General features: G+C 71.1%; 25 protein-coding genes. 11 read left to right on the top strand and 14 right to left on the bottom strand.

Features of this window, described 5'->3' with window-relative positions:
* The first annotated feature begins 91 nt into the window (after positions 1-91).
* Together ccrA and V6S66_RS09810 are read left to right on the top strand one after the other, a co-directional pair.
* Entirely contained in the window at positions 92-1,432 is a 1,341-nt protein-coding gene (ccrA, locus tag V6S66_RS09805; protein ID WP_334206556.1) for a crotonyl-CoA carboxylase/reductase, read from the top strand.
* Positions 1,433-1,548: 116 nt separating this feature from the next.
* Complete coding sequence (locus tag V6S66_RS09810) at positions 1,549-2,727, top strand: DivIVA domain-containing protein (RefSeq protein WP_334206557.1); 1,179 nt, start codon at positions 1,549-1,551, stop codon at positions 2,725-2,727.
* A 36-nt stretch (positions 2,728-2,763) separates the two neighbouring features.
* Here the strand turns inward: V6S66_RS09810 and V6S66_RS09815 are convergent, their stop codons facing one another.
* The 3 genes from V6S66_RS09815 to V6S66_RS09825 all read right to left on the bottom strand — a co-directional run bounded on the left by V6S66_RS09815 (position 2,764) and on the right by V6S66_RS09825 (position 4,674).
* A complete protein-coding gene (locus V6S66_RS09815; protein ID WP_334206558.1) occupies positions 2,764-3,027 on the bottom strand; it encodes a hypothetical protein in 264 nt (87 codons plus the stop codon).
* A gap of 9 nt (positions 3,028-3,036) precedes the next feature.
* The gene (locus tag V6S66_RS09820; protein ID WP_334206559.1) at positions 3,037-3,414 is read right to left on the bottom strand and encodes a hypothetical protein; all 378 of its coding nucleotides are present in this window, start codon (positions 3,412-3,414) and stop codon (positions 3,037-3,039) included.
* A gap of 87 nt (positions 3,415-3,501) precedes the next feature.
* Positions 3,502-4,674, bottom strand: a complete 1,173-nt coding sequence (locus tag V6S66_RS09825; protein ID WP_334206560.1) for a 3-hydroxyacyl-CoA dehydrogenase family protein — start codon at positions 4,672-4,674, stop codon at positions 3,502-3,504.
* Between the two features lie 97 nt (positions 4,675-4,771).
* Between V6S66_RS09825 and V6S66_RS09830 the strand changes: the two genes are divergently transcribed.
* Both V6S66_RS09830 and nucS read left to right on the top strand, forming a co-directional pair.
* The gene (locus V6S66_RS09830) at positions 4,772-5,176 is read left to right on the top strand and encodes a hypothetical protein (RefSeq protein ID WP_334206561.1); all 405 of its coding nucleotides are present in this window, start codon (positions 4,772-4,774) and stop codon (positions 5,174-5,176) included.
* A gap of 13 nt (positions 5,177-5,189) precedes the next feature.
* Positions 5,190-5,867 carry an endonuclease NucS gene (nucS, locus tag V6S66_RS09835; protein WP_334206562.1) on the top strand — a complete coding sequence of 226 codons (678 nt, stop codon included), beginning with the start codon at positions 5,190-5,192 and terminating at the stop codon, positions 5,865-5,867.
* Positions 5,868-5,898: 31 nt separating this feature from the next.
* Here nucS and V6S66_RS09840 read toward each other — a convergent pair whose 3' ends face one another.
* A complete protein-coding gene (locus tag V6S66_RS09840; RefSeq protein WP_334206563.1) occupies positions 5,899-6,267 on the bottom strand; it encodes a DUF2834 domain-containing protein in 369 nt (122 codons plus the stop codon).
* A gap of 118 nt (positions 6,268-6,385) precedes the next feature.
* Between V6S66_RS09840 and V6S66_RS09845 the strand changes: the two genes are divergently transcribed.
* Entirely contained in the window at positions 6,386-6,829 is a 444-nt protein-coding gene (locus V6S66_RS09845) for a hypothetical protein (protein WP_334206564.1), read from the top strand.
* Positions 6,830-6,914: 85 nt separating this feature from the next.
* On the opposite strand, the gene V6S66_RS09850 is transcribed toward V6S66_RS09845, so the two are convergent.
* Positions 6,915-7,439 carry a ferritin gene (locus V6S66_RS09850; RefSeq protein WP_334206565.1) on the bottom strand — a complete coding sequence of 175 codons (525 nt, stop codon included), beginning with the start codon at positions 7,437-7,439 and terminating at the stop codon, positions 6,915-6,917.
* On the opposite strand from V6S66_RS09850, the gene V6S66_RS09855 reads away from it, so the two are divergent.
* Positions 7,438-7,680 (top strand): hypothetical protein, encoded by a 243-nt coding sequence (locus tag V6S66_RS09855; RefSeq protein WP_334206566.1) that lies wholly within the window; start codon positions 7,438-7,440, stop codon positions 7,678-7,680. The two genes, V6S66_RS09850 and V6S66_RS09855, sit on opposite strands and share 2 nt — an antisense overlap.
* 171 nt (positions 7,681-7,851) lie before the next feature.
* Entirely contained in the window at positions 7,852-8,628 is a 777-nt protein-coding gene (locus tag V6S66_RS09860; RefSeq protein WP_334206567.1) for an isocitrate lyase/PEP mutase family protein, read from the top strand.
* A gap of 151 nt (positions 8,629-8,779) precedes the next feature.
* On the opposite strand, the gene V6S66_RS09865 is transcribed toward V6S66_RS09860, so the two are convergent.
* Positions 8,780-10,768 carry a protein meaA gene (locus V6S66_RS09865; RefSeq protein WP_334206568.1) on the bottom strand — a complete coding sequence of 663 codons (1,989 nt, stop codon included), beginning with the start codon at positions 10,766-10,768 and terminating at the stop codon, positions 8,780-8,782.
* Positions 10,769-11,091: 323 nt separating this feature from the next.
* On the opposite strand from V6S66_RS09865, the gene V6S66_RS09870 reads away from it, so the two are divergent.
* The 3 genes from V6S66_RS09870 (at position 11,092) to V6S66_RS09880 (ending at position 13,659) form a co-directional block, all read left to right on the top strand.
* On the top strand, positions 11,092-12,279 hold the full coding sequence (locus tag V6S66_RS09870; RefSeq protein ID WP_334206569.1) for a uroporphyrinogen-III synthase: 1,188 nt from the start codon (positions 11,092-11,094) through the stop codon (positions 12,277-12,279).
* The gene (locus tag V6S66_RS09875; RefSeq protein WP_334206570.1) at positions 12,276-13,004 is read left to right on the top strand and encodes a sirohydrochlorin chelatase; all 729 of its coding nucleotides are present in this window, start codon (positions 12,276-12,278) and stop codon (positions 13,002-13,004) included. The genes V6S66_RS09870 and V6S66_RS09875 overlap by 4 nt, the downstream gene beginning before the upstream one ends.
* A gap of 70 nt (positions 13,005-13,074) precedes the next feature.
* The gene (locus V6S66_RS09880) at positions 13,075-13,659 is read left to right on the top strand and encodes a cob(I)yrinic acid a,c-diamide adenosyltransferase (RefSeq protein ID WP_334206571.1); all 585 of its coding nucleotides are present in this window, start codon (positions 13,075-13,077) and stop codon (positions 13,657-13,659) included.
* A 4-nt stretch (positions 13,660-13,663) separates the two neighbouring features.
* Here the strand turns inward: V6S66_RS09880 and V6S66_RS09885 are convergent, their stop codons facing one another.
* Both V6S66_RS09885 and mobA read right to left on the bottom strand, forming a co-directional pair.
* A complete protein-coding gene (locus V6S66_RS09885; RefSeq protein WP_334206572.1) occupies positions 13,664-13,912 on the bottom strand; it encodes a DUF6457 domain-containing protein in 249 nt (82 codons plus the stop codon).
* Complete coding sequence (gene mobA, locus V6S66_RS09890) at positions 13,909-14,484, bottom strand: molybdenum cofactor guanylyltransferase (RefSeq protein ID WP_334206573.1); 576 nt, start codon at positions 14,482-14,484, stop codon at positions 13,909-13,911. The genes V6S66_RS09885 and mobA overlap by 4 nt, the downstream gene beginning before the upstream one ends.
* A 12-nt stretch (positions 14,485-14,496) precedes the next feature.
* Between mobA and V6S66_RS09895 the strand changes: the two genes are divergently transcribed.
* On the top strand, positions 14,497-15,780 hold the full coding sequence (locus tag V6S66_RS09895) for a molybdopterin molybdotransferase MoeA (RefSeq protein ID WP_334206574.1): 1,284 nt from the start codon (positions 14,497-14,499) through the stop codon (positions 15,778-15,780).
* A 26-nt stretch (positions 15,781-15,806) separates the two neighbouring features.
* Here the strand turns inward: V6S66_RS09895 and nirD are convergent, their stop codons facing one another.
* The 6 genes from nirD to V6S66_RS09925 all read right to left on the bottom strand — a co-directional run bounded on the left by nirD (position 15,807) and on the right by V6S66_RS09925 (position 23,987).
* Positions 15,807-16,154, bottom strand: coding sequence for a nitrite reductase small subunit NirD (gene nirD, locus V6S66_RS09900; protein WP_334206575.1), 348 nt, complete (start codon positions 16,152-16,154; stop codon positions 15,807-15,809).
* Complete coding sequence (gene nirB, locus V6S66_RS09905; RefSeq protein ID WP_334206576.1) at positions 16,151-18,703, bottom strand: nitrite reductase large subunit NirB; 2,553 nt, start codon at positions 18,701-18,703, stop codon at positions 16,151-16,153. The genes nirD and nirB overlap by 4 nt, the downstream gene beginning before the upstream one ends.
* A 5-nt stretch (positions 18,704-18,708) precedes the next feature.
* Positions 18,709-20,076, bottom strand: coding sequence for an FAD-dependent oxidoreductase (locus V6S66_RS09910; protein WP_334206577.1), 1,368 nt, complete (start codon positions 20,074-20,076; stop codon positions 18,709-18,711).
* A complete protein-coding gene (locus tag V6S66_RS09915) occupies positions 20,073-22,118 on the bottom strand; it encodes a molybdopterin oxidoreductase family protein (RefSeq protein ID WP_334206578.1) in 2,046 nt (681 codons plus the stop codon). The genes V6S66_RS09910 and V6S66_RS09915 overlap by 4 nt, the downstream gene beginning before the upstream one ends.
* Complete coding sequence (locus V6S66_RS09920; RefSeq protein WP_334206579.1) at positions 22,119-23,675, bottom strand: nitrate/nitrite transporter; 1,557 nt, start codon at positions 23,673-23,675, stop codon at positions 22,119-22,121.
* Positions 23,676-23,861: 186 nt separating this feature from the next.
* Entirely contained in the window at positions 23,862-23,987 is a 126-nt protein-coding gene (locus V6S66_RS09925; RefSeq protein ID WP_334206580.1) for a hypothetical protein, read from the bottom strand.
* Between the last annotated feature and the right edge of the window lie 47 nt (positions 23,988-24,034).

Raw genomic sequence — 24,034 nt, forward strand, 5'->3', positions numbered from 1 at the left:
CTGCGAGACCCGCGTCACACGGAACTCCGTGGCGCGCCATGTTTCCCGCGGGTAACATCGCCGCGACCTACACGACCCTTGGAGGCTCTTCGTGCAGCACATCCTGGACGCGATCATGGCCGGCGACACCGCCGGTGAGGACTTCGCGAACCTTGACGTCCCCGACCACTACCTCGCCGCGACCGTCCACAAGGACGAGGTCGACATGTTCGAGGGTGTCGCCAGCCGCGACAAGGACCCGCGTCAGTCGATCCACGTCGAGGACGTGGCCCTGCCGGAGCTCGGTCCGGGCGAGGCCCTCGTGGCCGTCATGGCCAGCGCGATCAACTACAACACGGTCTGGACCTCGATCTTCGAGCCCGTCTCGACCTTCGGCTTCCTGGAGCGCTACGGCCGCCTCTCGCCGCTGACCAAGCGCCACGACCTGCCCTACCACGTGGTCGGCTCCGACCTCGCCGGCGTCGTGCTGCGGACGGGCCCGGGCGTCACCAAGTGGAAGCCCGGCCAGGAGGTCGTCGCCCACTGCCTCTCCGTCGAGCTCGAGGCTCCCGACGGCCACGACGACACGATGATGGATCCCGAGCAGCGCATCTGGGGCTTCGAGACCAACTTCGGCGGCCTCGCGCACGTCGCGCTCGTCAAGTCCAACCAGCTGCTGCCCAAGCCCGACCACCTGACGTGGGAGGAGGCCGCCTCCCCCGGTCTGGTCAACGCCACCGCCTACCGCCAGCTCGTCTCCAAGAACGGCGGCAACATGAAGCAGGGCGACAACGTCCTGATCTGGGGCGCCTCGGGCGGCCTCGGCGGCTTCGCGACGCAGTACGCCGTCAACGGTGGCGCCAACCCGATCTGCGTCGTCTCCAACGAGGAGAAGGCCAAGATCGTCCGCAGCATGGGCGCCGAGCACGTCATCAACCGTTCCGAGGAGCAGTGGAAGTTCTGGAACGAGGACGGCACCAAGCAGAACCCCAAGGAGTGGCAGCGCCTCGGCAAGAAGATCCGCGAGCTCACCGGCGGCGAGGACATCGACATCGTCTTCGAGCACCCGGGCCGCGAGACCTTCGGCGCCTCGGTCTATGTCACCCGTAAGGGCGGCACGATCACGACCTGCGCGTCGACCACGGGCTTCATGCACGAGTACGACAACCGGTACCTGTGGATGAACCTCAAGCGCATCATCTCGAGCCACTTCGCCAACTACCGCGAGGCGTTCGAGGCGAACCGCCTGATCGACCAGGGCAAGATCCACCCGACGCTCTCGCGCACGTACAAGCTCGAGGACGTGGGCCAGGCCTCCCTGGACGTGCACCACAACCTCCACCAGGGCAAGGTCGGCGTGCTCGCCCTCGCTCCGGAGGAGGGCCTCGGCGTGCGTGACCACGAGAAGCGCGAGCTGCACCTCGACAAGATCAACCGCTTCCGGGGCATCTGAGCCGGACGTTCGATCCAGCAGTTCTCACCGGAGGGCGTGGCCGTGGGCCACGCCCTCCGTCGTCGGTACAGTGGGCGCTGCCCGCCTTTCGTCGTCCTATCCCGCGAGGAACATCCATGTCCGATCAGTCCGGATTGTCGATCTTCGATGCCAGCAAGTCACCGTCGTCGGCCTCGTTCCCGCCGGCGCGCCGGGGTGGCTACGACCCGGACGCGGTCGACGCCTGGGTCCGTTCGCAGTCGGCCGAGCTGTCCAAGGCGGCCAAGGCCGTGCAGGAGGCCAACCGCAAGAACGCCGACCTGACGAAGCAGCTGGAGCAGCTCAAGGACCGGGTGGAGGCCGTCGAGCGCCCCACCTACACCGGGCTCGGCAACCACGCGGCGCAGCTGCTCGGCCTGGCCGAGCAGGAGGCCGACGAGGTCCGCGCCAAGGCGCGCCGGGAGGCCGACGAGACCGTCACGAAGGCCCGCGAGGACGCGACCCTCATGGTCGCCGCCGCGAAGCAGGAGAGCGAGGAGCTGCGCTCCCGCACCACGAGCGAGATCGAGACCAAGCGCCGGGCGCTCCTCGACGAGGCCGAGACCAAGAACGCCGAGGCCCAGGCGTACGCCGCCGACCTGCGCGACCAGGCCGAGCGTGAGGCCGAGCGCCTGCGCGTCGCGGCCGAGCAGGACGCCGAGTCGATGCGCCTCACCGCGACCCGCGAGGTCGAGCAGGCACGGGCCGCCGCGGACCGCGAGGTCTCCGAGGCCCGCCGCGTGCTGGCGGTCGAGAAGGAGCGCCTGGCTCGCGAGGCGTCCGAGAACCACGAGAACGCCGTCGCCAAGACCTCGAAGCTCGTCGCCGACGCGGAGGCTCGGGCCCAGGCCGCCGACGACCGTTCGCGCGAGGTCCTCGGCAACGCCGCCAAGGCTCGCGACGACGCCAGCCGTGAGTCGGCTCAGCTGATCGACAACGCGCGCACCGAGGCCGGCAACATCGTCGCTCAGGCCAGCGCGGAGGCCGAGAACGTGCGCGTCACGACCACCACCGAGGTCGAGCGCCACACGCGGGCGCTGCGCCAGGAGGTGGCCGACCTCGAGCGCAAGCGCGACGGGATCGTGTCGCAGATGGGTCAGCTCCGTGACATCGTCGCGACCTTCGCCCCGTCGGCCGCCCCCGCGGCCGAGGAGGCAGAAGCGGCCGAGTCCTCCGAGCCGCGTGCCGAGGAGCCGTCCACCGACGAGGTCGACGACGTCGAGAAGACCGAGACGGCCGATCCCCAGACCGATCGCCCGGAGGCGCAGCAGGGCTGAGTCAGGCCTGCTGCCCACCGGGGGGCGGGGCGCTCCTCAGGAGCGTTCCCAGCACGGTGTGTGCCAGTGGCGCCGCTCGTCGAGCGCGGAGGCGCTGAGCAGCGCGGCGACCGCCGGCCACACCACGACGTGCCCGGTGCCCGCGGGGATGGGGCGGTGGCATCCCGGGCACGTGTACGGCTTCCCGGAGGTCGCGCCGGTCAGTCGACGGACGTGCCACTCGCGTCCGGCCCGGACCTCCGTGGTCTGGCCCACGACGAGGCGTCGTCCGACCTGGCGGGGCGGTCGTCGGCGAGGCACCCCCCGATCCTAGGCCGGTGCGATGACCTCGGCCGGAGCCGGCACCACCGGGGAGCAGTACCAGCGGACCCATCCGGCGCCGGAGCGTGAGGCCTCGAGCGCCTCGTCGAACGAGACCAGGTCGACCGTGCCGTCGAGCCGCTCGAGCACGATGCTGTCGGCCAGCGAGGGCGCCCGGGAACAGCTGAGTCCACGGGCCTCGACGTCGGCCACGGCCGCCGTCACGAGGTCGGAGGAGCCCGACGGCGACACCGTCAGCTCGCGATCACCCGCGGACTGACGTCCGGCGTCGAACATCGCCAGCGCGACGGCCATCACGAGAGCCGCCGTCGTGACGGTCAACGTGGCACGCCGTACCCACATCGCGACTCGGTGCAGAGTCGTCACGCGCCACCGTCCTGTCTTCCCCTGTCATGACAACGAGGCCGGTACCCCTGGGGTTACCGGCCTCGTCGTACGACGTGGGAGCAGGTCTCAGTAGGTGTGGAAGCCCACCTTGGTCTTGCGACCCAGCTTGCCCTCGGCCACGAGCTTCTCGAGCGTGGGTGCCGGGGCCCAGCCCTCGTGCCCGAACGCACCGACCAGCGTCTGCTCGATCGCGAGCGAGACGTCGTTGCCCACGACGTCGAGCAGCTCGAACGGACCCATCGGGAGCTTGGCGTTCTCCTTGATGGCCGTGTCGATCTCCTCCAGCGTGCCGCCGCCGGCCTCGTGCAGCTTGATGGCGTCGTTGAGGTACGGGAACAGCAGGGCGTTGACGATGAAGCCGGCCCGGTCGCCGCAGGACACGGGGTGCTTGCCGACGTTGAGGCTCAAGGCCTTCGCCGTCTCCGACACCTCGGGCGACGTGGTCTCGGCCGAGACGACCTCCACGAGCTTCATGATCGGCGCCGGGTTGAAGAAGTGGATGCCCACGACGTCGCCCGGACGGCCGGTCTGGGCCGCCAGGTCAGCGATCGACAGCGACGACGTCGTGGTGGCCAGGATCGCGCCCGGCTTGGCGATGCGGTCGAGGTCGCGGAACAGCTCGCGCTTGATCTCGAGATCCTCGGCGATGGCCTCGACGACGACGTCGACACCGCCGAGGGCCTCGCGCTCGGTCGACCCCGTCAGGCGCTCGAGCACCGACGACTTGCCGTCCTCGTCGAGCTTGCCCTTGGCCACGGCCCGATCGAGGTTCTTGGTGATGTAGGCGATGACACCGTCGAGCTTGTCCTGCGAGCGACCCACGTAGGTGACGTCGTAGCCGGCCTGGGCGAAGACCTGCACGATGCCCGAGGCCATCGTGCCCGTGCCGACGACGCCGATGCTCGTGACGTCGTGACGCAGCTGCGGCGTGGGCTCCTCGGCAGCGGCGGCGCCCGCGATGTCGGCCAGGATCGGGGCCGGCACGTGCAGCGGGTCGCCCGTGCTCGCGTGCAGGTCGTTCAGGCCGTCGATGACGGTCTGGGCGCCCAGGCCCTCGATCAGGGCGATGGGTCCGACCGGGTAGCCGCAGCCGAACCGCATGCCCGCGTCGATGTCGGCGCGGGTCGCGTAGCCGCTCTCGAGCATCGTCGCGGCATGGTTGAGGTACGGAAGGACGAGGGTCCGCGCGGTCTCGGCTGCGGGGTCCGAGGCGGTCAGACGGTCGACGATCTCCTGCATGTCTACTCCTGGGTAACGTGAGGGGTCGTGACACACTAGCGTGTGTTTTCCGCCTGACGGACAAGCCGCCGAGGAACTGATCGAGAGGGAGCGGAAGTTGTCACGAACGCAGATCTGGACCACCGGTGCGGCCCTGGCCGCGTGCCTCGTGCTGACGGCGTGCGGCGACGACCAGCCCGATCCGGAGTCCTCCTCGACCCCGTCGCCGACGTCGTCGGCCGAGTCGAGTGACCCGGCGCCCACCGACACCGCCTCCGCGCTCCCCGAGACCGCGTCCGACCTCGTCGGCACCTGGCGCGACGACGCCGCCGACTGGACCGCGTACTTCGAGGACGACGGCACCTTCACGTGGGACTACCAGGGCAACGTCGACTTCCTCACGGGCAGCTACACGCTCGAGGACGGGGTCGTGACGTTCGCCGGGCTCGACGGCAACGACCTCGTCGGCCAGGTCACGCCCGAGGGCCTCGTGTTCGACCTCGGCACCCTCACGCGCCGGTGAGGCAGCACCGCTGATGCGTCTGGTCGTCGCACGCTGTCAGGTCGACTACGCCGGCCGCCTGACCGCCCACCTGCCCCTGGCCACCCGCGTCATCATGGTCAAGTCGGACGGGTCGGTCCTGATCCACTCCGACGGAGGCTCCTACAAGCCGCTCAACTGGATGAGTCCGCCCTGCACCCTGCGCGAGGGCGTCGCTGACGACGGCGTCGCGGAATGGACCGTGTCGGCCACGAAGTCCGACGACACGCTCCGCATCCGCATCGAGGAGGTGCTGCACGACTCCGCGCACGACCTCGGGATCGATCCGGGGTTGCAGAAGGACGGGGTCGAGAAGCACCTCCAGGAGCTGCTCGCGGAGCACACGGCGACGTTCGGCGACGGCATGAGCCTGGTACGCCGGGAGTACATGACCGCGATCGGCCCGGTCGACCTGCTGTGCCGCGACGCAGCGGGAGCGGCAGTGGCCGTCGAGATCAAGCGGCGCGGCGACATCGACGGGGTCGAGCAGCTGACCCGCTACCTCGAGCTCATGAACCGTGACCCGAAGCTGCGACCGGTGCGCGGCATCTTCGCGGCCCAGGAGATCAAGCCGCAGGCCCGCACGCTCGCCACCGATCGTGGGATCGAGTGCCTGGTCGTCGACTACGACGCCCTCCGCGGCATCGACGACCCCAGCCTGCGGCTGTTCTGACGTCCCGGGCCACGACCGGGCGGAGCTTCGCTCAGGCGGCCGTCCCGCCGAGTGCGGACTCCCTCCGGCCACGCCTCGACGACGCGGAGTGCCGCAGGAGCAGGTAGGCCGCGAAGCCCGTGGCGACGCCGGGGACGATCCCCAGGACGAGGCACACCCAGCCGTGCCGCACCTGCAGCTCGCGGCGATCGACGACGATCCAGATCGCCAGGACGGCCCAGCAGCAGAGGACGTCGAGCGAGTACCCGCTCGAGTACGGGTTGACGAAGCCGGCCGCCAGCCCGCCCACGACGTCGCCACCATCGCGGACCAGAGCAGGAACGACGATGGCGGCGAACGCCAGGGCGAAGCCGGCGCCGACGACGGCGATGAGGGTGTAGCCAAGGCGGACAGGGGCCATGGTGAGCTCCGGGTGGTCGCTGGGTCTGGGCCCCGGAGTCTAGTTCGCCACCGCCGCTCCGTCCCGGTTCCGACCGAGGAAGGTTGCGCGGACACGGGGCATCGCGTTGTCTGGGGCCATGGCCGACCTGACTGCGCTCCACCCGGTCCTGGGCCACTGGCGGACGTCCGGTCAGGTGCTCGACGAGCACGGTCACGTCGTGGTGGAGATCTCCGGGAGCGACACGTACACGCTGCTGCCGGGTGGCACGTGGATCGCGCACGAGGTCGACGTCGCGATGGGCGACGGGCACCGAGCCCTGACGCACGAGGTCATCGGCGGCGAGCACCCGGAGGGTGGCTGGCAGATGGTGGCGTTCGACACCGCGTCCGCGCCCAGCACGATGCGTCTGACGCTGGAGGAGCCGGGTCTGCTCCTGCTCCACGGTGTCGGCGTGCGCAGCTGGTTCCGCACCGATCACGGCACCGACCAGATGTGCGCACGGTGGGAGCGTCAGGTCGAGGGTGCGTGGACGAGCTGGATGGACCTGACCTTCGACCGCCTCCCCACCCCCGAGCAATGAGTGCCGCGCCAGACCCGAGTCGGGGGGCCGGGGACGGCGCAGCCCCCGGGGCCACCAGGGCTCCGGGGGCTGCGTGTGGATCGGGTCAGGCGCCGGCCTTGCGGGGCGCGGTCGGGTCGTCACTGACGCCGCTGTCCTCGCGGGCGACCCAGTCCTCGATGCGCTCGTAGTCGCTCGCCGAGCGAGTCACGACGGCCAGCAGGTCGCCCATCTTCGCGACCTCCTCGACCTGCTCCTTGACGAACCACTGCATGAACTGGTCCGACGCGAAGTCGTTCTCGTCACGGGCGATGCGGGTGAGCTCGTTGATCTGGTCGGTGACCCGCTTCTCCTGGTCGAGCGCGAGCTTCACCGGCGCGATGACGTCGGCGAAGCTCATCTCGGGGGCCTCGAGGGCGGGGATGCGGATCTCCGCATCGGCGTCCAGCAGGTACTGGACCATCATCATCGCGTGGTCGCGCTCCTCGGTGGCCTGCTTGTAGAACAGCGCGGCCATCTGCGGCATCGTCAGCGCGTCGTAGTACGCGGCGATCGCGACGTACTGCTGGTGGGCGCCGAACTCGTAGCCGAGCTGCTCGTTGAGTCGTGCGACGAAGGCGGATGAAGCCATGGTGGTGGTCCTTTCCGAAAGGGTCGACCTCGACCGTGCGGTGTACGGTGAGGCGGTGGGGAAGAAGGGCAAGAAGCCGAAGGACAAGTGCTGCGTGAGCAAGCCGCGGTGCAAGCGGTGCCCCATCCAGATGCTCAAGGACGGGACGCTCCCGGACGGTTACACCGTCAAGAAGCGCAAGCTCGTCAAGGTCTCGAAGGGCACGTCGAAGAAGTCGGGCAAGAAGTTCGCCGCAGCCTGATCGTCCCTCTCCTCCTCCCGTGGTCGTCGCCGATCGTCCCATCCGGCGACGCCGTCACACTACTCCCGGCGAAGCCTGCGATTCCAGCAAGGAATGGCTGACCTGCCGAAGGTTCGGCTTGCCTTCTCGGTGTGCTGTGCAGCAGGTGACGGCCCGCGTTACCGTCATGCCATGACCGACATCGCCGCACGCGCCCACCGCCTCCTCGATCTCCACTCCTCCCCCGAGCTCCTGACCGTCGTCAACGTCTGGGACGCGATCACCGCCACGATCGTCTCCGAGGTCGACGGCATCGAGGCCCTCGCCACCGCCAGCCACTCGATCGCCGCGATGTACGGCTACGAGGACGGCGAGAACATCCCCGTCGACCTCATGATCGAGGCCGTCGGCCGCATCGCCGCCGCCACGGACCTGCCGGTCACGGCCGACCTCGAGGCCGGCTACGGCAACCCGGGCGAGACCACCCGCAAGGCGATCGACGTCGGCATCGTCGGGGCCAACCTGGAGGACCAGGTCAAGCCCCTGGCCGAGGCGGTCGCCGCAGTGGAGGCCGTCGTGAAGGCCGGCGAGGCCGCCGGCATCCCCTTCGTGCTGAACGCCCGCACCGACGTCGTCGCGAAGGCCGGCGACCGTCCGCACGACGAGGTCATCGCCGACGCGATCGAGCGTGGCAAGGCCTTCCTCGACGTCGGCGCCCCGGTCGTGTTCGTGCCGGGCCCGCTCTCGGAGGACGACGTCACGCAGCTCGTGGAGGCCTACGGCCCCCAGCGGCTCACGACGATCGGCTACCCCGGGTCGATCCCGCTCGCCCGCCAGGCCGAGCTCGGCGTGGCTCGCGTCTCGTACGGCCCGTTCTCGCAGTCCGTCGCGCTCATGGCGCTGCAGGACCTCACGAAGGACATCGTGGCCGGCGGCGGCCTGCCGTCGAACTTCCGCGTCCTGAACTGACCACTTCTCCCGCTGGCTGTCCCCCTACGACTCCGTCGTGGGAGGTGCCCCCAGTGCGAGTGCGCTCTGGCGCGCGAGCCTCGAAGCCACCAGAGGTTTCGAGGCTCCTCGCAGAGCTCGTCACACCTCAACCAGCGGGATACGGCCTCCCTCAGTCGAGGTCGTTGGCCTTGCGGATCTCGTCGACGACGCGATCCATGATGTCGGTGATGCCGAAGTCCTTCGGCGTGAACACCGCGGCGATCCCGGACTCCTCGAGACGGCGGCCGTCGGAGTCGGGGATGATCCCGCCGACGATGACCGGGACGTTGGTGAGGCCGGCCTCGGCCAGGCCCTTCTGGACGTCCGGCACGAGCTCCATGTGCGAGCCCGACAGGATCGACAGCCCGACGACGTCGACGTCCTCGGCCACGGCGGCTGCGACGATCTGGGACGGCGTCAGGCGGATGCCCTGGTAGATGACCTCGAAGCCCGCGTCGCGCGCGCGCACCGCGACCTGCTCGGCACCGTTGGAGTGACCGTCCAGGCCCGGCTTGCCGACGAGGAAGCGCAGGCGCCCGCCCAGCTGCTCACCGGTGGCGGCGACCTTCTCGCGGACGGCCGTGAGCTCGGCTCCGGCCTCGGCCACGCCGACGACACCCGAGACCCCCGTGGGGGCCCGGTACTCGCCGAACACGCCGCGCAGCGTGTGCGCCCACTCCCCCACGGTGGCGCCGGCGCGCACCGCGGCGAGCGTGGCCTCCATGAGGTTGGTCGTGGTCTTGGCCTCGGTGGCGACCCGCTCGAGGGCCTCCTCGACCGCAGCACGGTCCTGCTCGCTGCGCCACTGCTGGACGTCGGCGATCGCGTTCGCCTCGGCCTTCGGGTCCGACGCCATGATGGCACCGTCGAGATCGGCGGTCAGGGGCGACGGCTCGGTCTCGGTGTACGAATTGACGCCGACGACCTTGAGCTCGCCCGCCTCGATGCGCGAGCGACGCTCGGCGTGCGACGACACGAGGGCCTGCTTCATGTAGCCGGTCTCGACCGCGGCGACGGCACCGCCCATGGCCTGGACTCGGTCGATCTCGGCCTTGGCGCCCTCGACGAGGTCGGCGACCTTGGCCTCGATGACGTGGCTGCCCTCGAAGATGTCGTCGTACTCCAGCAGGTCGGACTCGAAGGCCAGGACCTGCTGCAGCCGCAGCGACCACTGCTGGTCCCACGGGCGCGGCAGACCGAGGGCCTCGTTCCAGGCCGGCAGCTGCACCGCGCGGGCGCGGGCGTTCTTGCTGAGCGTGACGCCCAGCATCTCCAGCACGATGCGCTGGACGTTGTTCTCGGGCTGGGCCTCGGTCAGGCCGAGCGAGTTGACCTGCACGCCGTAGCGGAAGCGCCGCATCTTGGGATCGGTCACGCCGTAGCGGTCGCGGGTGATCTCCTCCCAGAGCTGGCCGAAGGCGCGCATCTTGCACGTCTCCTCGATGAACCGCACCCCGGCGTTGACGAAGAAGGAGATGCGGCCGACGACCTTCTCGAAGTCGGCCTCGTCGACCTGGCCGGAGTCCTTGACCGAGTCGAGCACGGCGATCGCGGTGCTCATCGCGAAGGCGAGCTCCTGGACGGGCGTGGCGCCCGCCTCCTGCAGGTGGTAGCTGCAGATGTTGAGCGGGTTCCACTTCGGGATGTTGTTGACCGTGTACGCGATCATGTCGGTCGTGAGCCGCAGGGAGGCCTCGGGCGGGAACACGTAGGTCCCGCGCGACAGGTACTCCTTGATGATGTCGTTCTGCGTCGTGCCGGCCAGGCTCTCGGGCGGGGCGCCCTGCTCCTCGGCGGCCACCTGGTACATGGCGAGCAGCCACATCGCGGTGGCGTTGATCGTCATGGAGGTGTTCATCTCCTCCAGGGGGATGTCCTGGAAGAGACGGCGCATCGAGCCCAGGTGCGGAATCGGGACGCCGACCTTGCCGACCTCGCCGCGGCTGAGCTCGTGATCGGGGTCGTAGCCCGTCTGCGTCGGCAGGTCGAAGGCGACCGAGAGGCCGGTCTGTCCCTTCGCGAGGTTCTTGCGGTACAGCGCGTTCGACTCGGCCGCGGAGCTGTGGCCAGCGTACGTCCGCATCACCCAGGGCTTGTCCGGAACGATCTTGTCAGGCATGGGGGCAGATTACCGCGCGGTAAACCGGAGGGACACCGCACGAGCGTGATGCGAGTCACCCGGGGGCACTGCCGGCGTCTCACATCGACCTCCCGTCGACTGCGAGGAAGACGTAACAGGACGCGTCCTCGCCGCGACGCCGGCGGTAACGGGACGCTCCTAGCGTCGAGGCCGTCGCCGTCCGACCGCCGGTCGGTACGTCCAAGGAGGAGCCCGATGACCCGCACGTCGCGCGAGGCCGGCCGCCCGCTCCCCTATCCTCGGGGGACGTTCGGCGCGCGGCAGACGCGCCCCATCGAGGACATCGTGGAGGTGCGACCGCGGTGAACCCCACCGGAAGCCGTGGCGGCACGCCGAGCGGGATGGTGCTGACCGGCACCCGCATCCTCGTCACGGCGCAGCGCCGGGCCGCCGACCTCGCGATCGCCCTCGCGCGCCGAGGCGCCGAGGTCGACGTGGCAGCCACCCTGGGTGTGCAGTCCCACTTCGACGAGGAGACCCTGCTCGCCCGCACACGAGCCGTCATCGCCAGCCCCCCGGACCTCGTGGTCATCACGACGGGCATCGGCTTTCGCGGGTGGTGGGAGACCGCGGAGGCCGCTGACCTCACCGAGGACCTTCACGCGGCCCTCGCGCAGGTGCGGCTGGTCGCCCGCGGCCCGAAGGCCCGGGGCGCGCTGCAGACGGTGGGCCTGATCGCCGACTGGGTGGCCGAGTCGGAGACGTCCGCGGAGATCGGCGAGTTCCTCCGAGCTGAAGGCGTCCAGGGGGCTCGCATCGTGATCCAGCACCACGGCGCCGGCGACGACGGGCTCGAGGACGTCCTGGTCGAGGGTGGCGCGCAGGTCACGAGCCTCGTGATCTACCGCTGGGGTCCGCCGCCCGAGCCCGCCGCGGTCGAGCGCGCGGTGCGTGACACCGCGAGCGGCGCGTACGACGCCGTCGCCTTCACCTCCGCGCCCGGCGCGTCCGCCTGGCTCTCAGCCGTCAGAGAGCACGGGGCGAAGGACGCGACCCTCGCGCTCCACCGCGCGGGCCGACTGTCGCTGGCAGCGGTCGGTCCAGTCACGGCCGAGCCGCTCCTGCGGGCCGGGTTCATCCCGCTGGTGCCCGATCGCGGCAGGCTGGGCGCCCTGGTGCGCGCCATGATCGTCCACCTGGGCCATGAGGGCGGCGGTATCCCCACGCCCGCGGGCCGCCTCCGGGTGCACGCGGCGTCCGTCACGATCGACCACGAGCTCGTCCCGCTCTCCCCCACCGGGGTGTGCGTCCTGCGTCGCCTCTGCGCGGATCCCGGTGCCGTCGTCTCGCGCGGTGAGATCTTGACCGCCCTCCCGGGCGAGTCCACGGACCCCCACAACGCCGAGGTCGCGATCGCCCGCGTGCGTGACGCGATCGGCCCCGGCGCCCCGATCCGTACCGTCGTCAAGCGGGGGTACCGGCTCGACGTCCTCGACACGAGGCTCGATTCTGGTCCCGGTTCCGGGCTCGATCCGGGGGTGACCCGATGAACCCGGCCCTGGTCCTGTGCAGCCACGGAACCGCTGACCCCGCCGGCCAGGAGGTGATCCGTCGCGTCGCGGCGGCCGTCCGGCGGGCGGCCCACCCGTTCGAGGTCCACGAATCCGTCGTCGACGTCGAGGACCACCGGCTCGGCGGCGTGCTGGCCGACCTCCGCCGCCCCGCCGTGGTCGTCCCGCTGCTCCTCTCCGGCGGCTTCCACCTCCACCACGACATCACCGAGGCCGTCGCCGACCACCCGGCCGCCGTCGTGGCGCGGCCACTCGGCCCGGAACCGGCGCTCGCCGCTCTCGGAGCACGCCGTCTGCACGACATCGGCGCCACGCACGACGACGTCGTCGTGCTCGCCGGCTCGGGCTCGAGCGACCCGCGGGCCCTGCAGGACGTCGACTCCGCCGCGGCGCTCCTGCGGGCCCACTGGGGCGGAACGGTCCGGGTCGGACACCTCGGGCGCTTCGGCACCCCCGCGGCCGAGGTCGTCGCTGCGGCCCGCCAGGACGGCGCCCGACGCATCGTGGTCGCGTCCTACCTGCTCGCGCCCGGGTACTTCCAGAACACCCTGCTGGCCGTGGGAGCCGATCTCGTCACGGCGCCCCTGCTCAGCGCCTCGCCCGACCACGAGGTCGTCGACCTGGTGGTCCGGCGCTTCGAGCGGGCCGCACGCACCCTGAGCTGGGAACCCCCTTCGACGTTCGACAGCGCCGCGACGGGTTGACGACCGTGTCCGCCACCGGCGGCCACCACTGAGCTTTCTCCCGACCCGGCCCCGCGGCTACTGTCACGACATGGTCAACCTCACTCGGATATACACGCGCACCGGCGACGACGGCACGACCGCACTGGTCGACATGAGCCGCACCTCCAAGAACGACCTGCGGCTCGTGGCCTACGCCGATGTCGACGAGGCCAACAGCCAGATCGGGGTGGTGCAGTCGCTCGGCGAGCTGCCCGACGACGTCGCGACGGTCCTGACCCACGTGCAGAACGACCTCTTCGACGTGGGCGCCGACCTGGGCGCGCCGATCGTGGCGAACCCCGAGTACCCCCAGCTGCGCGTCGAGCCCGACTACGTCGAGCGGCTCGAGCAGTGGTGCGACACCTACAACGAGCAGGTCGAGAAGCTGCGCTCGTTCATCCTTCCCGGAGGCACCCGCGCGGCCGCCCAGCTGCACGTCGCCCGCACCGTGACGCGTCGCGCCGAACGTGCGGCGTGGGCCGCGATCGACGAGCACGGCGAGACCATGAACCCGCTCACCGCGAAGTACCTGAACCGGCTGAGCGACCTGCTGTTCATCCTGGGCCGTGTGGCCAACCACGCGGCGGGCACGGGCGACGTCCTGTGGGTGCCCGGCGGCGAGCGCCAGGCCTAGGCCCTCACTCCGGCTGCGCCGCGCGTCTGGCCAGGACGCGCCCCACGGCCTCGATCGCGTCGACGAGACTCGCGCCGCGACCGACCGCGACGCCCACCAGGAACGTCGTGAGCGGCGCCGCAGGACGCACGACCGCATGCGCGGCGTCGCCCGCGAGGTCGAGCACGGCCTCGACGTCGACCTCGAGGTCCAGGCCGAGCTCGCGCCCCACGTCGGCGGCCCAGGACGCGAGCACCGTGGCCTGGTCGGTCACAGCTCGATCCCGAACCGGGCGGCGTCCTCGCGGCGGTCGACGTCACTGACGTCGACCTGGACCTCCCGCACGTCCAGGCCCTCGACGAGCTCCTGCATGCTTCTTCCCTCCTGCGCGCCGCGCTGCGCGCGCGCCTTCAGCTCGGGACCGGGGTACAGCGCCAGCAGGTGCTGGCGTCGCCCGGTCGTGTCGATCGCCACCGCAGGCCCACCGAGCACACGGAGCTGCGCGAACGCCGCCACGATCTCGGGCACGTCGCTCGCGAGGACCGCCACCAGCGGAGCCGGGTCGACCAGCGTCGCGAGCCCAGACGCCACCGCCGCGGCCGGACCTGCTCCGGGCGGGTCCTCGACCGTGTGAAGCGTCCCGTCGACCGGCGGACGGTCACCGACCACCACGACGCGCCGGGCGTCCGTGACGGCCTCCAGTGCGTGCTCAAGCAGCGTCGAGCCCCGGTGCACCAGCGCGGACTTGTCGATGCCGCCCAGGCGCGAGCCCCGGCCGCCGGCCAGCACGATCGCATCGAAGGTCGGAGGTGTCATGATGCTGATCATGCCGGACCCGTCACGCACGATCGCACCGTCATGACCCCGGGCACCCCCGACGGGGCGGGTCCGGTGACGCCCACCAGCTCCTTGGTCGAGGTCGACGAGCACCAGGAGCGGATCCTGCGCGCTGCGGCTCGGCTCGCCTCCGAGCAGGTCGACCTCCGCTCCGCAGCGGGACGCACGCTGGCCGCCGACGTCGTGGCCGCCCGCGACGTGCCGACGTTCGACAACTCCGGCATGGACGGCTTCGCGGTGCGGTTCGCCGACGTCCGCGATGCGGCGCCCGGGCGGCCCGTCGCCCTGGACGTCGTGGCCGACGTGCCTGCCGGTTCCTCGCTCGATCCCGACCTGCTGCCGGGGCAGGCGGTGCGCATCATGACCGGCGCGGCGATCCCGACGCAGGCCGACACCGTGGTGCCGTTCGAGGACACGCGGGAGGGCCTGGACGCCGGCGTGGAGCGCATCACCGTGCTGTCGGCGCCGTCCGGGCATGGCCGCCACGTCCGTGGCCGCGGCGAGGACGTCGCCACGGGCGACCTCCTGATGCACGGCGGCACGCGCCTGGGGGCGATGCAGGTCGCTGCGGCCCTGTCCGCGGGACACGTCACCGTCGAGGTCAGCCGCACCCCTCGCGTCGCGATCCTGTCGACCGGTGACGAGCTCGTCACGGACGGTTCGGACCTGGCGCCCGGACAGATCCCGGAGTCGAACGGCCCCATGCTGGCCGAGCTCGCGCGAGCCGCCGACGCCACGGTCGTCGAGCTGGGGTCGACCGGTGACGACGACGCGGCGCTGCTTGACCTGATCCGGGAGCTGTCCACGAGGGCCGACGTCATCGTCCTGACGGGCGGGGTCGGCACGGGGGCGCACGACGTAGTGAAGTCGGCGCTCGGTGGCGCGGGACTCATGGACTTCCTCCGGGTGCGGATGCAGCCCGGCAAGCCGCAGGGCTTCGGCGTCACCGCCTCCGGGCAGCTGCTGTTCGGGCTGCCCGGCAACCCCGTGAGCGCTGCCGCGTCCTGGGAGGTCTCCGTCAGGCCGGCACTCCTCGCGCTCCAGGGGCGCTCGGGCCCCGCCCACCGGACGATGCGTCTTCAGGCAGCCACGGGTTGGCCCTCACCGCCGGACCGGCGCCAGTACGTCCCGGTCGTGCTCGACACGACCGACCCGGCCGCCTGGACCGTCCGGCCGGCGTCCGCCGGCCACTCCGGGTCCCACCTCGTGGGGTCCCTCGCGCACGCCGACGCCTGGGCCGTGGTTCCCGCCGACATCAGCCGCGTCGAGGCGGGGATGCTCGTCGAGGTCATGCTCGCCCCCTGAGCCGTCGGCGTTGGCGGGCCGACACGTCACGCGGGAGCGATCTCGACGTGCACCACCCCGTCACGCACCACGACCGGATGCACGGCCACTCGCACGGTCTCGTCGTCGAGGCACACCCCCGTCCGGAGGTCGAACACCTGCTTGTGCAGGGGCGACGCCACGACATCGCGGTCGCCGCGTGTGCCCACGATGCCGCGCGACAGGACCGAGGCACGACCGAACGGATCGTAGTTGTCCAGGGCGAGCACCTCGTCGGCGTACGTGCGGAAGACCGCGACGACCTCCCCACCGACCAGGGCCGCGACCCCGCCCTCGGGGTCGATGTCGTCCAGACGGCAGATCGCGACGAGCCGCTGCGTGGACGGGGCGGTCACGGCCGACCCACCGGGATCGAGCTCCCCAACGAGACCGGGCCCGTGCTGGCCTCCGGCACGATCTGGTCGCGCGTGCTGCCGAAGCTGATGTTCGGGTCGGGGGTGTCGGGCGCGTTGATGAACGAGACGAACCGGCGCACCTTCTCCGGGTCCTCGATCGTGGCCTTCCACTCGTCGACGTAGGTATCAACGTGACGCGCCATCGCCTCCTCCAGCTCGGTGCCCAGTCCCAGGGCGTCGTCGACGACGACCTCGCGCACACGGTCGAGCCCGCCCTCCAGGCTGTCGATCCACGTCGACGTGCGCTGCAGGCGGTCGGCCGTGCGGATGTAGTACATGAGGTACCGGTCGATCAAGCGCACGAGCTGGTCGTCGTCCAGGTCACCGGCGAGCAGCTGGGCGTGGGCCGGCACGGCGCCCCCGTTGCCGCCCACGTAAAGGTTCCAGCCCTTCTCGGTCGCGATCACCCCAAAGTCCTTGCCGCGCGCCTCGGCGCACTCCCGGGCACATCCCGAGACGCCACCCTTGAGCTTGTGCGGCGAGCGGAGGCCGCGGTACCGCAGCTCCAGTGCGATCGCCATCGCGACGGAGTCCTGCACGCCGAAGCGGCACCACGTCGACCCGACGCACGACTTCACGGTGCGCAGGGCCTTGCCGTACGCGTGCCCTGACTCGAAGCCGGCGTCGACGAGCCGTTTCCAGATCGCAGGCAGCTGCTCCGTGCGGGCGCCGAAGAGGTCGATCCGCTGCCCGCCGGTGATCTTCGTGTAGAGCCCGAAGTCCCGGGCCACCTCACCGATCACGATGAGCTTCTCCGGCGTGATCTCGCCCCCCGGGATGCGCGGCACGACCGAGTAGGTGCCGTTGCGCTGGATGTTGGCCAGGAAGGCATCGTTGGTGTCCTGCAGCGTGCGCCGCCCAGGGGCCAGGACGTGACCGTTGAGCTGGCTCGCCAGCACGCTGGCGACGACGGGACGACACACGTCGCACCCCCGGCCGCGTCCGTGCGCCTGCACGATCTCGTCGAACGTGCGGTAGCCGTGGACGAGCACGACGTCGAAGAGCTCGGACCGTGTCATCGCGAAGTGCTCGCACAGCGAGCGGTCGACGACCTTGCCCTGCGACGCGAAGTAGTCCTCGACGATCTTCTTGACCTGCGGCTTGCAGGAGCCGCAGGTCGACCCGGCGGTCGTGCACGTCGTGACGCAGGCCGCGGACTCGCAGCCACCCTCGACCGCGCCCTCGATGTCGCCCTTCGTGACGGTGTTGCAGGAGCACACGACGGCCTCGTCCGGCAGCGCGATGGCGGGCGCCCCGCTGGAGGCGGGGAGGATGAGCTCCTCGGGGTTCGCCGGCAGCTCGATCCGGCTCGACACCATGGCACGGAGGGTGCCGTAGGCGCTGGCGTCCCCCACCAGCACGCCGCCGAGCAGGTGGCGGCCGTCGCCGCTGATGACGAGCTTCTTGTAGATCCCGGCCACGGCGTCGGAGAACACGAGGTCGATGCTGCCGTCAGTGGTGCCGTGGGCGTCGCCGAAGCTCGCCACGTCGACCCCGAGGAGCTTGAGCTTGGTGGACATGTCGGCGCCCGTGAACGTGCCTCCGCCGTCGAGCAGTGCGTCGACCGCGATCTCCGCCATGGTGTAGCCCGGCGCCACGAGACCGTACATGCGACCCTGGTGCGCCGCGCACTCGCCAATGGCCCAGACGTGCGGATCGCTCGTGCGGAGCTGGTCGTCGACCGCGACACCGCCACGCTCGGCCACGACGAGCCCGGCCTGCCGCGCGAGCTGGTCGCGGGGCCGGACGCCGGCGGAGAACACGACGACCTCGAGCGGCACGGTCTCGCCACCGGCGAACGTGATGCCCGTGACGCGCTCCTCGCCCTCGACGCGCCCACCCTCGATCCGCTCCGTCGCAACGCCCGTGTGGATCGTGAGGCCGAGCTTCTCGACGTGGCGGCCCAGGATGCGCCCGCCGGCCTCGTCGACCTGCGCCGACATCAGGCGCGGGTTCATCTCGACGACGTGGGTGTCGAGGCCGAGCTGGCGCAGTGCGTTGGCGGCCTCGAGACCCAGCAGACCGCCGCCGATCACGACGCCGGTGCTCGCGCCGGCTGCCGCGTCCCGGATGGCCTCGAGGTCCTCGATCGTGCGGTAGACGAACGCACCCTCGAGGTCGTGGCCCGGCACGGGTGGGACGAAGGGTGCCGATCCGGTCGCGAGCACGAGCTCGTCGTAGCCGACCGTCTCCCCGTCGTCGAGCGTGACGGTGCGAGACTCGAGGTCGAGCCCGGCGACGTTCGCGCCGAGCCGCAGCGTGACGCGGGGGTCCTCGTAGTCGCCGGACGGCAGGAGGCTGAGGCTGTCGGCCCCGACCTCGAAGAACGACGTCAACGCGACACGGTCGTAGGCCGCACGCGACTCCGCGCCGAGGACGACGATGTCGTACGTCTCGGACAGTCCGCGTTCGACCGCGGCTTGCACGAATCGGTGGCCGACCATTCCGTGGCCGATCACGACGAGGCGCTTGCGCAGGTGTGGACTCATCGGTTTCATCCCTTCACCAGTTGAGACAGGAGGTTCGTGCAGGTCGAGAGGCAACCACCGCAGCCGGTCGTGGCCCGGGTGCTCTCGCGCAGCTCCTCGAGCGAGGAGCACGCCCGGATGCGGCCGACGCTGACCCCGGCGCACGCGCAGACCTCAGCGTCGTCGGGCAGCTCGGGTGGCGCCGAGGGGCGGGGGGTCATCAGGAGCTCGCCCGGCTCGCCCGCCGCGAGGACCGTGCGCTGGTCGAAGGCTTGCGTGATCAGGCCGATCCGGGAGAGGTCACCGACCAACGTCGCCGCGACGATGACTCCCCCGTCGACGACGAGCTTCTTGTGCGTGCCGGTCACCGGGTTGGACACCTGGACGACCTGGCCCTGGGCGGTCTCGGGCTCCCCCAAGACCGCGACGTCCAGGTCGGTCGCCCGCAGGCGCGCGACGGTGCGGTGACCCGTGTAGGTCGCGGGTGAACCGGCGAACCGGTCGCCCAGGATCCGGGCCTGCTCCCACGCGGGCGGGACGAGACCGGGGGTGCGGCCGGAGTGCTCGGCGCAGTCACCGATCGCGAAGATGTGCGGGTCGGACGTCGCGAGCGTGTCGTCGACGACGATGCCACGCCCCGTGACCAGGCTGGCCGCACTGGCCAGGCGGATGCGGGGGCGGCTGCCCGCGGTGAGCACCACGAGATCGGCGTCGAGCTCGTAGCCGTTGTCGAGCCGCAGCCCGGACGGGGTCAGCCGGGTCGCGCGGACGCCGACGTAGACCGCCGTGCCGAGCTGCTCGAGGCTGCGCGCCAGGATGCGGCCGGCCTGGGAGTCGACCTGGTGGCGCAGGACGTGGTCGCCGACCTCGACGAGCTCGGCGCGCATCCCCCGGACGCCGAGCGCCCGGGCGACCTGAAGTCCGAGCAGGCCGCCGCCGACGATCAGCGCACTCGAAGCACTCGACGCGGCCGCGATCAGGCGGTCGCAGTCGGCCAGGGTGCGGAACGCGTGCACGCGCTCGTCCATCACCCCGTCGGCATCGACCAGGCCCCGGATCGGCGGGAGCTCGGGGATGCTGCCGATCGCCAGCACGAGCCGGTCGTAGGGCACCCGCTCGCCGTCGGTGAGCTCGACCTCCTGCGCGCTCCGGTGGATCGCGACGACGCCGGCGCCCAGACGCAGGCCGACGGCGTGCGCCGCGTACCAGCTCGGGCTGCGCAGCGAGATCGCCCCGGGACGGTGGGAGCCCTCGAGCACCGCTGACAGCAGGATGCGGTTGTACGGAGAGCAGGTCTCCTCGCCCAGCACGGTCACGCCCGTGACACCGTGCTGGACGAGCCGTTCCACGAGGGCCACGGCCGCCATCCCGTTGCCGACGACGACGGTCCTCATGTCGTCACCTCGGCGGCGCACACCTTGAACTCGGGCATCCCGCTGGAGGGATCGAGCGCGTCCGACGTGAGCCGGTTGGCACCGACCCAGTGGAACGGGACGAAGACCGTGTCGGGTCGGATCGTCTCGACGACCCGCGCCGGGGCCCGCAGGACGCCGCGCCGCGTGCGGACCGAGACCGGGTCGCCGTCGTGAGCACCGACACGAAGGGCCAAGAACGGGTGCAGCTCGACGAACGGCCCCGTGTCGGGCAGGTCCTTGATCCGCCGCGTCTGCGCTCCCGACTGGTACTGGGCCAGCACGCGCCCGGTGGTCAGGTGCACCGGGAACTCGCCGTCGACCGGCTCGACGGGGCCCGTGTGGTCGACCGCGACGAAACGGGCCAGGCCGTCCGCGTGGAAGAACGACTCCTCGAACAGGCGCGGGGTCCCGGGATGGTCGGCATCGGGGCACGGCCAGAAGACCCCGTCCTCGGCGCGGATGCGCGCGTAGCCGATGCCCGCGTAGTCGGCCCGGCCGCCGGCACTCGCCCGGCGGAGCTCGTCGAAGACCTCCTCGGGGTCGGTCGACCACGTCGACGCCGCGCCGAGACGCTCGGCGATGCCGGCCATCAGCTCGAGGTCGGACCGCACGCCATCGGGCGGCGTGACGGCCTGCTGCCGCAGGATGACCCGGCCCTCGAGATTGGTCATGGTGCCGGTCTCCTCGGCCCACTGCGTCACGGGCAGCACGACGTCGGCCAGGGCTGCGGTCTCGCTCATGACGATGTCGGCCACGACCAGCAGGTCGAGGGCCGCGAGACGCTCGGCGACGCGCGCGGTGTGAGGCGCCGACACGGCAATGTTCGAGCCCAGCACGAGCAGGCTGCGCGGCCCGCCGTCGGTGCCCAGGCTCATGAGCAGCTCGTACGCCGAGAGCCCCTTGCCGGGCAGGCTGTCGGCCTCGACGCCCCAGACACCGGCAACGTGGGCCCGGGCGGCCGGGTCGTCGATCATGCGGTAGCCGGGAAGCTGGTCGGCCTTCTGGCCGTGCTCACGGCCGCCCTGGCCATTGCCCTGGCCCGTGAGGCAGCCGTACCCCGCGAAGGGCCGCCCCGGAAGTCCCAGCGCGAGCGAGAGGTTGACCCACGCGAGCACCGTGGCGGTGCCATCGGCGTGCTGCTCGGCCCCTCGGGCCGTCATGACCATGACGCGGGGCGAGCTCATGAGGAGAGTCGCGAGCTCTCGCAGCTGCGCGACGGCGATTCCGGTCACGCGCTCGACACGCTCGGGCCACCACGCCGCCGCTGCGGAACGAACGTCGTCGAAGCCCGACGTCCGTGTGGCGACGTACTTCTCGTCGACTCCCCCGGCGGCGTCAACGAGGTGCAGCAGCCCCAAGGCGAGCGGCAGGTCGGTGCCCGGCACGGGCTGCACGTGCATGTCGGCGCGATCGGCCGTGAGCGTCCGCCGCGGGTCGACCACCACGACGTGCGCACCGCGCTCCCGGGCACGGTCGAGATGGCGCACCGCCGGCGGCATGGTCTCGGCGATGTTGGATCCCACGAGGACCACGACGTCGGCCTGCTCGACGTCGGCCAACGGGAACGGCAGCCCTCGGTCGACGCCGAACGCCTGATTGCCGGCGCTCGCGGCCGACGACATGCACCAACGGCCGTTGTAGTCGATCATCCGCGTGCCGAGAGCGACCCGTGCGAGCTTGCCCAGCTGGTACGCCTTCTCGTTGGTCAGTCCCCCGCCGCCGAACACCGCGTTCGCGTCGGCGCCGTGCTCGTCGCGGATCACCGCGAGCCGGCCCGCCACCACGTCGAGGGCTTCGTCCCACGACACGGCCGTCCACGCGTCCGTGGCCCGGTCCCGCACGAGCGGCGTCGTGAGCCGCTCGCGCGAGCTGCGGAGCCCTGTCGCGGTCCAGCCCTTGCGGCACAGCGCACCCTCGTTGACCGGGAAGTCCTCGCGGGCCTGCACCGCCAGGGTGCGCCCCTCGCGGACGAGGGTCATGCCGCACTGGAGGCTGCAGTACGGGCAGTGGGTGTCGGTCACTCAGACGTCCCGGTAGAGCGAGGCGGACCTGCGCAGGAAGACCGCCCACGTCACGGCGGCACACACGACGTAGAAGGCCGTGAAGATCCAGAAGGCCGTCTTGGTTGCCGAGAGCGGGTCGCTGACCCAGGGGCTGTTGAACGTGATGGGGATCAGGAAGCCCCCGATCGCGCCGATCGCGCCGACGATGCCCAGGGCCGCCGAGGAACGCTTGCCCTCTGCACGGAGGGCGACGTCACGCTCCGGCGTGCCCGGGCTCGTCGCGTGCTCGGCGTCGCGGCGGAAGATCGACGGGATCATCTTGTAGGTCGAGCCGTTTCCCATGCCGCTGAACACGAAGACCAGCAGGAACGCGGCCAGGAACCAGGGGAAGACGGCGGCATTGGTCTCGACCGCCGACCGCACCGCGTCGGGAAACTGGAACGCCGCAGGATCGGCCGCGATCGTGGCGAGCTGGTCCGGTGTCGGTGGCGCGGGCAGGGTCTGCAGGCGACTCAAGGTCACCAGGACCAGGAGCGTCGACGCGATGATGCCGATGAATGCGACGAGCGTGACCCGGGCTCCACCGAACCGATCGGCCAGCCGACCGCCGATCGGCCGGGTGGCCGAACCCACGAGCGCCCCGAGGAAGGCGTAGAACACGAAGTTGATGCCGATGCCCTCGACGCCCGGGACGGGCTGCCGCCAGAAGTTGAGCTTGATCAACAGCGGCATCGCGGCGGAGTAGCCGATGAACGAGCCGAACGTGCCGATGTAGAGCAGCGACATGACCTGGATCGGACGGTGCGTGATGACGCCGAGCTGCTCGCGGGGACGCGACTCGACACCCTCGAGATTGTCCATGAAGAAGAATGCGCCGAGCGTCGCCACGACCGCGAGGGCGGCGTACAGCCACGCCGCACGCTCCAGGTGAATGCCGCCCTCGCTCGCTTTCACGAGGCCGAAGATCCCGGCACCTCCGACAATGACGGGCAGCAGGAACTGGATCAGGGCGACACCCAGGTTGCCGCCAGCCGCGTTGAGGCCGAGGGCGGCACCCTTCTTGGCGGGCGGGTAGAAGAAGTTGATGTTCGCCATCGAGGACGCGAAGTTGCCGCCGCCGATCCCGGCCGTCGCCGCGATGAGGCAGAACGCCCAGTACGGCGTGCCGGGCTGCGTCACGGCGTAGGCGAACCCGAGAGTGGGCACCAGGAGCAGAGCCGCGCTGACCATGGTCCAGTTGCGCCCGCCGAACCTCGGCACCGCCAGCGTGTACGGGACCCGCAGAAGCGAGCCGACCAGGTTCGGGATCGCGACCAGGAAGAACAGCTGCTCAGGTGAGAACGAGAAGCCCTGCGACACCAGGAACGCCGAGCTCACGCTCCAGATGAGCCAGACGGAGAAGCCGAGGTGCTCGGCGAAGATCGACCACGCGAGGTTGCGCCGTGCGACACGGGCGCCGGTCGACGACCAGAAGGTCTCGTCCTCGGGTCTCCAGTCTCGGATCCACCGCCGTCGCAAGGGTGCGGTCGACGACGCGGTGTCGGTCACGGGGGGCTGTTGCTGGATGGCGGTCATGCGGGCTCCTCGGGGCGAATCGGTCGTACCGATCCTCGGAACCCGCCGTGTCGCCAGTCGTTCCCCCGCGTGCCAGTTGCGTCAAACCTTCCTCACGCGCCCGCGCAGATGACTGTGAGCAGAACGGGCCCGCACGCAGCGACACCCGCCTCCCGGAGTCGGGAGGCGGGTGTCGGAGTGCAGGTGTCAGTGCCAGTCGATGGCCTGGGTGACGACGCCACCCGGCTTCTTGGGGGCGGCGTCTGCCGGGGCGGCGACGCCCAGGACCGGAACGACCGCGACGACGGCGGCGACGATGAGCTTCTTGACCATGCGACTTCTCCCCCAGCTGGAACGAGTCGTCGGTGTCCCGACGATCT

Origin of the sequence: Aeromicrobium sp. Sec7.5 (assembly GCF_036867135.1) — a bacterium.
Taxonomy (GTDB): domain Bacteria; phylum Actinomycetota; class Actinomycetes; order Propionibacteriales; family Nocardioidaceae; genus Aeromicrobium.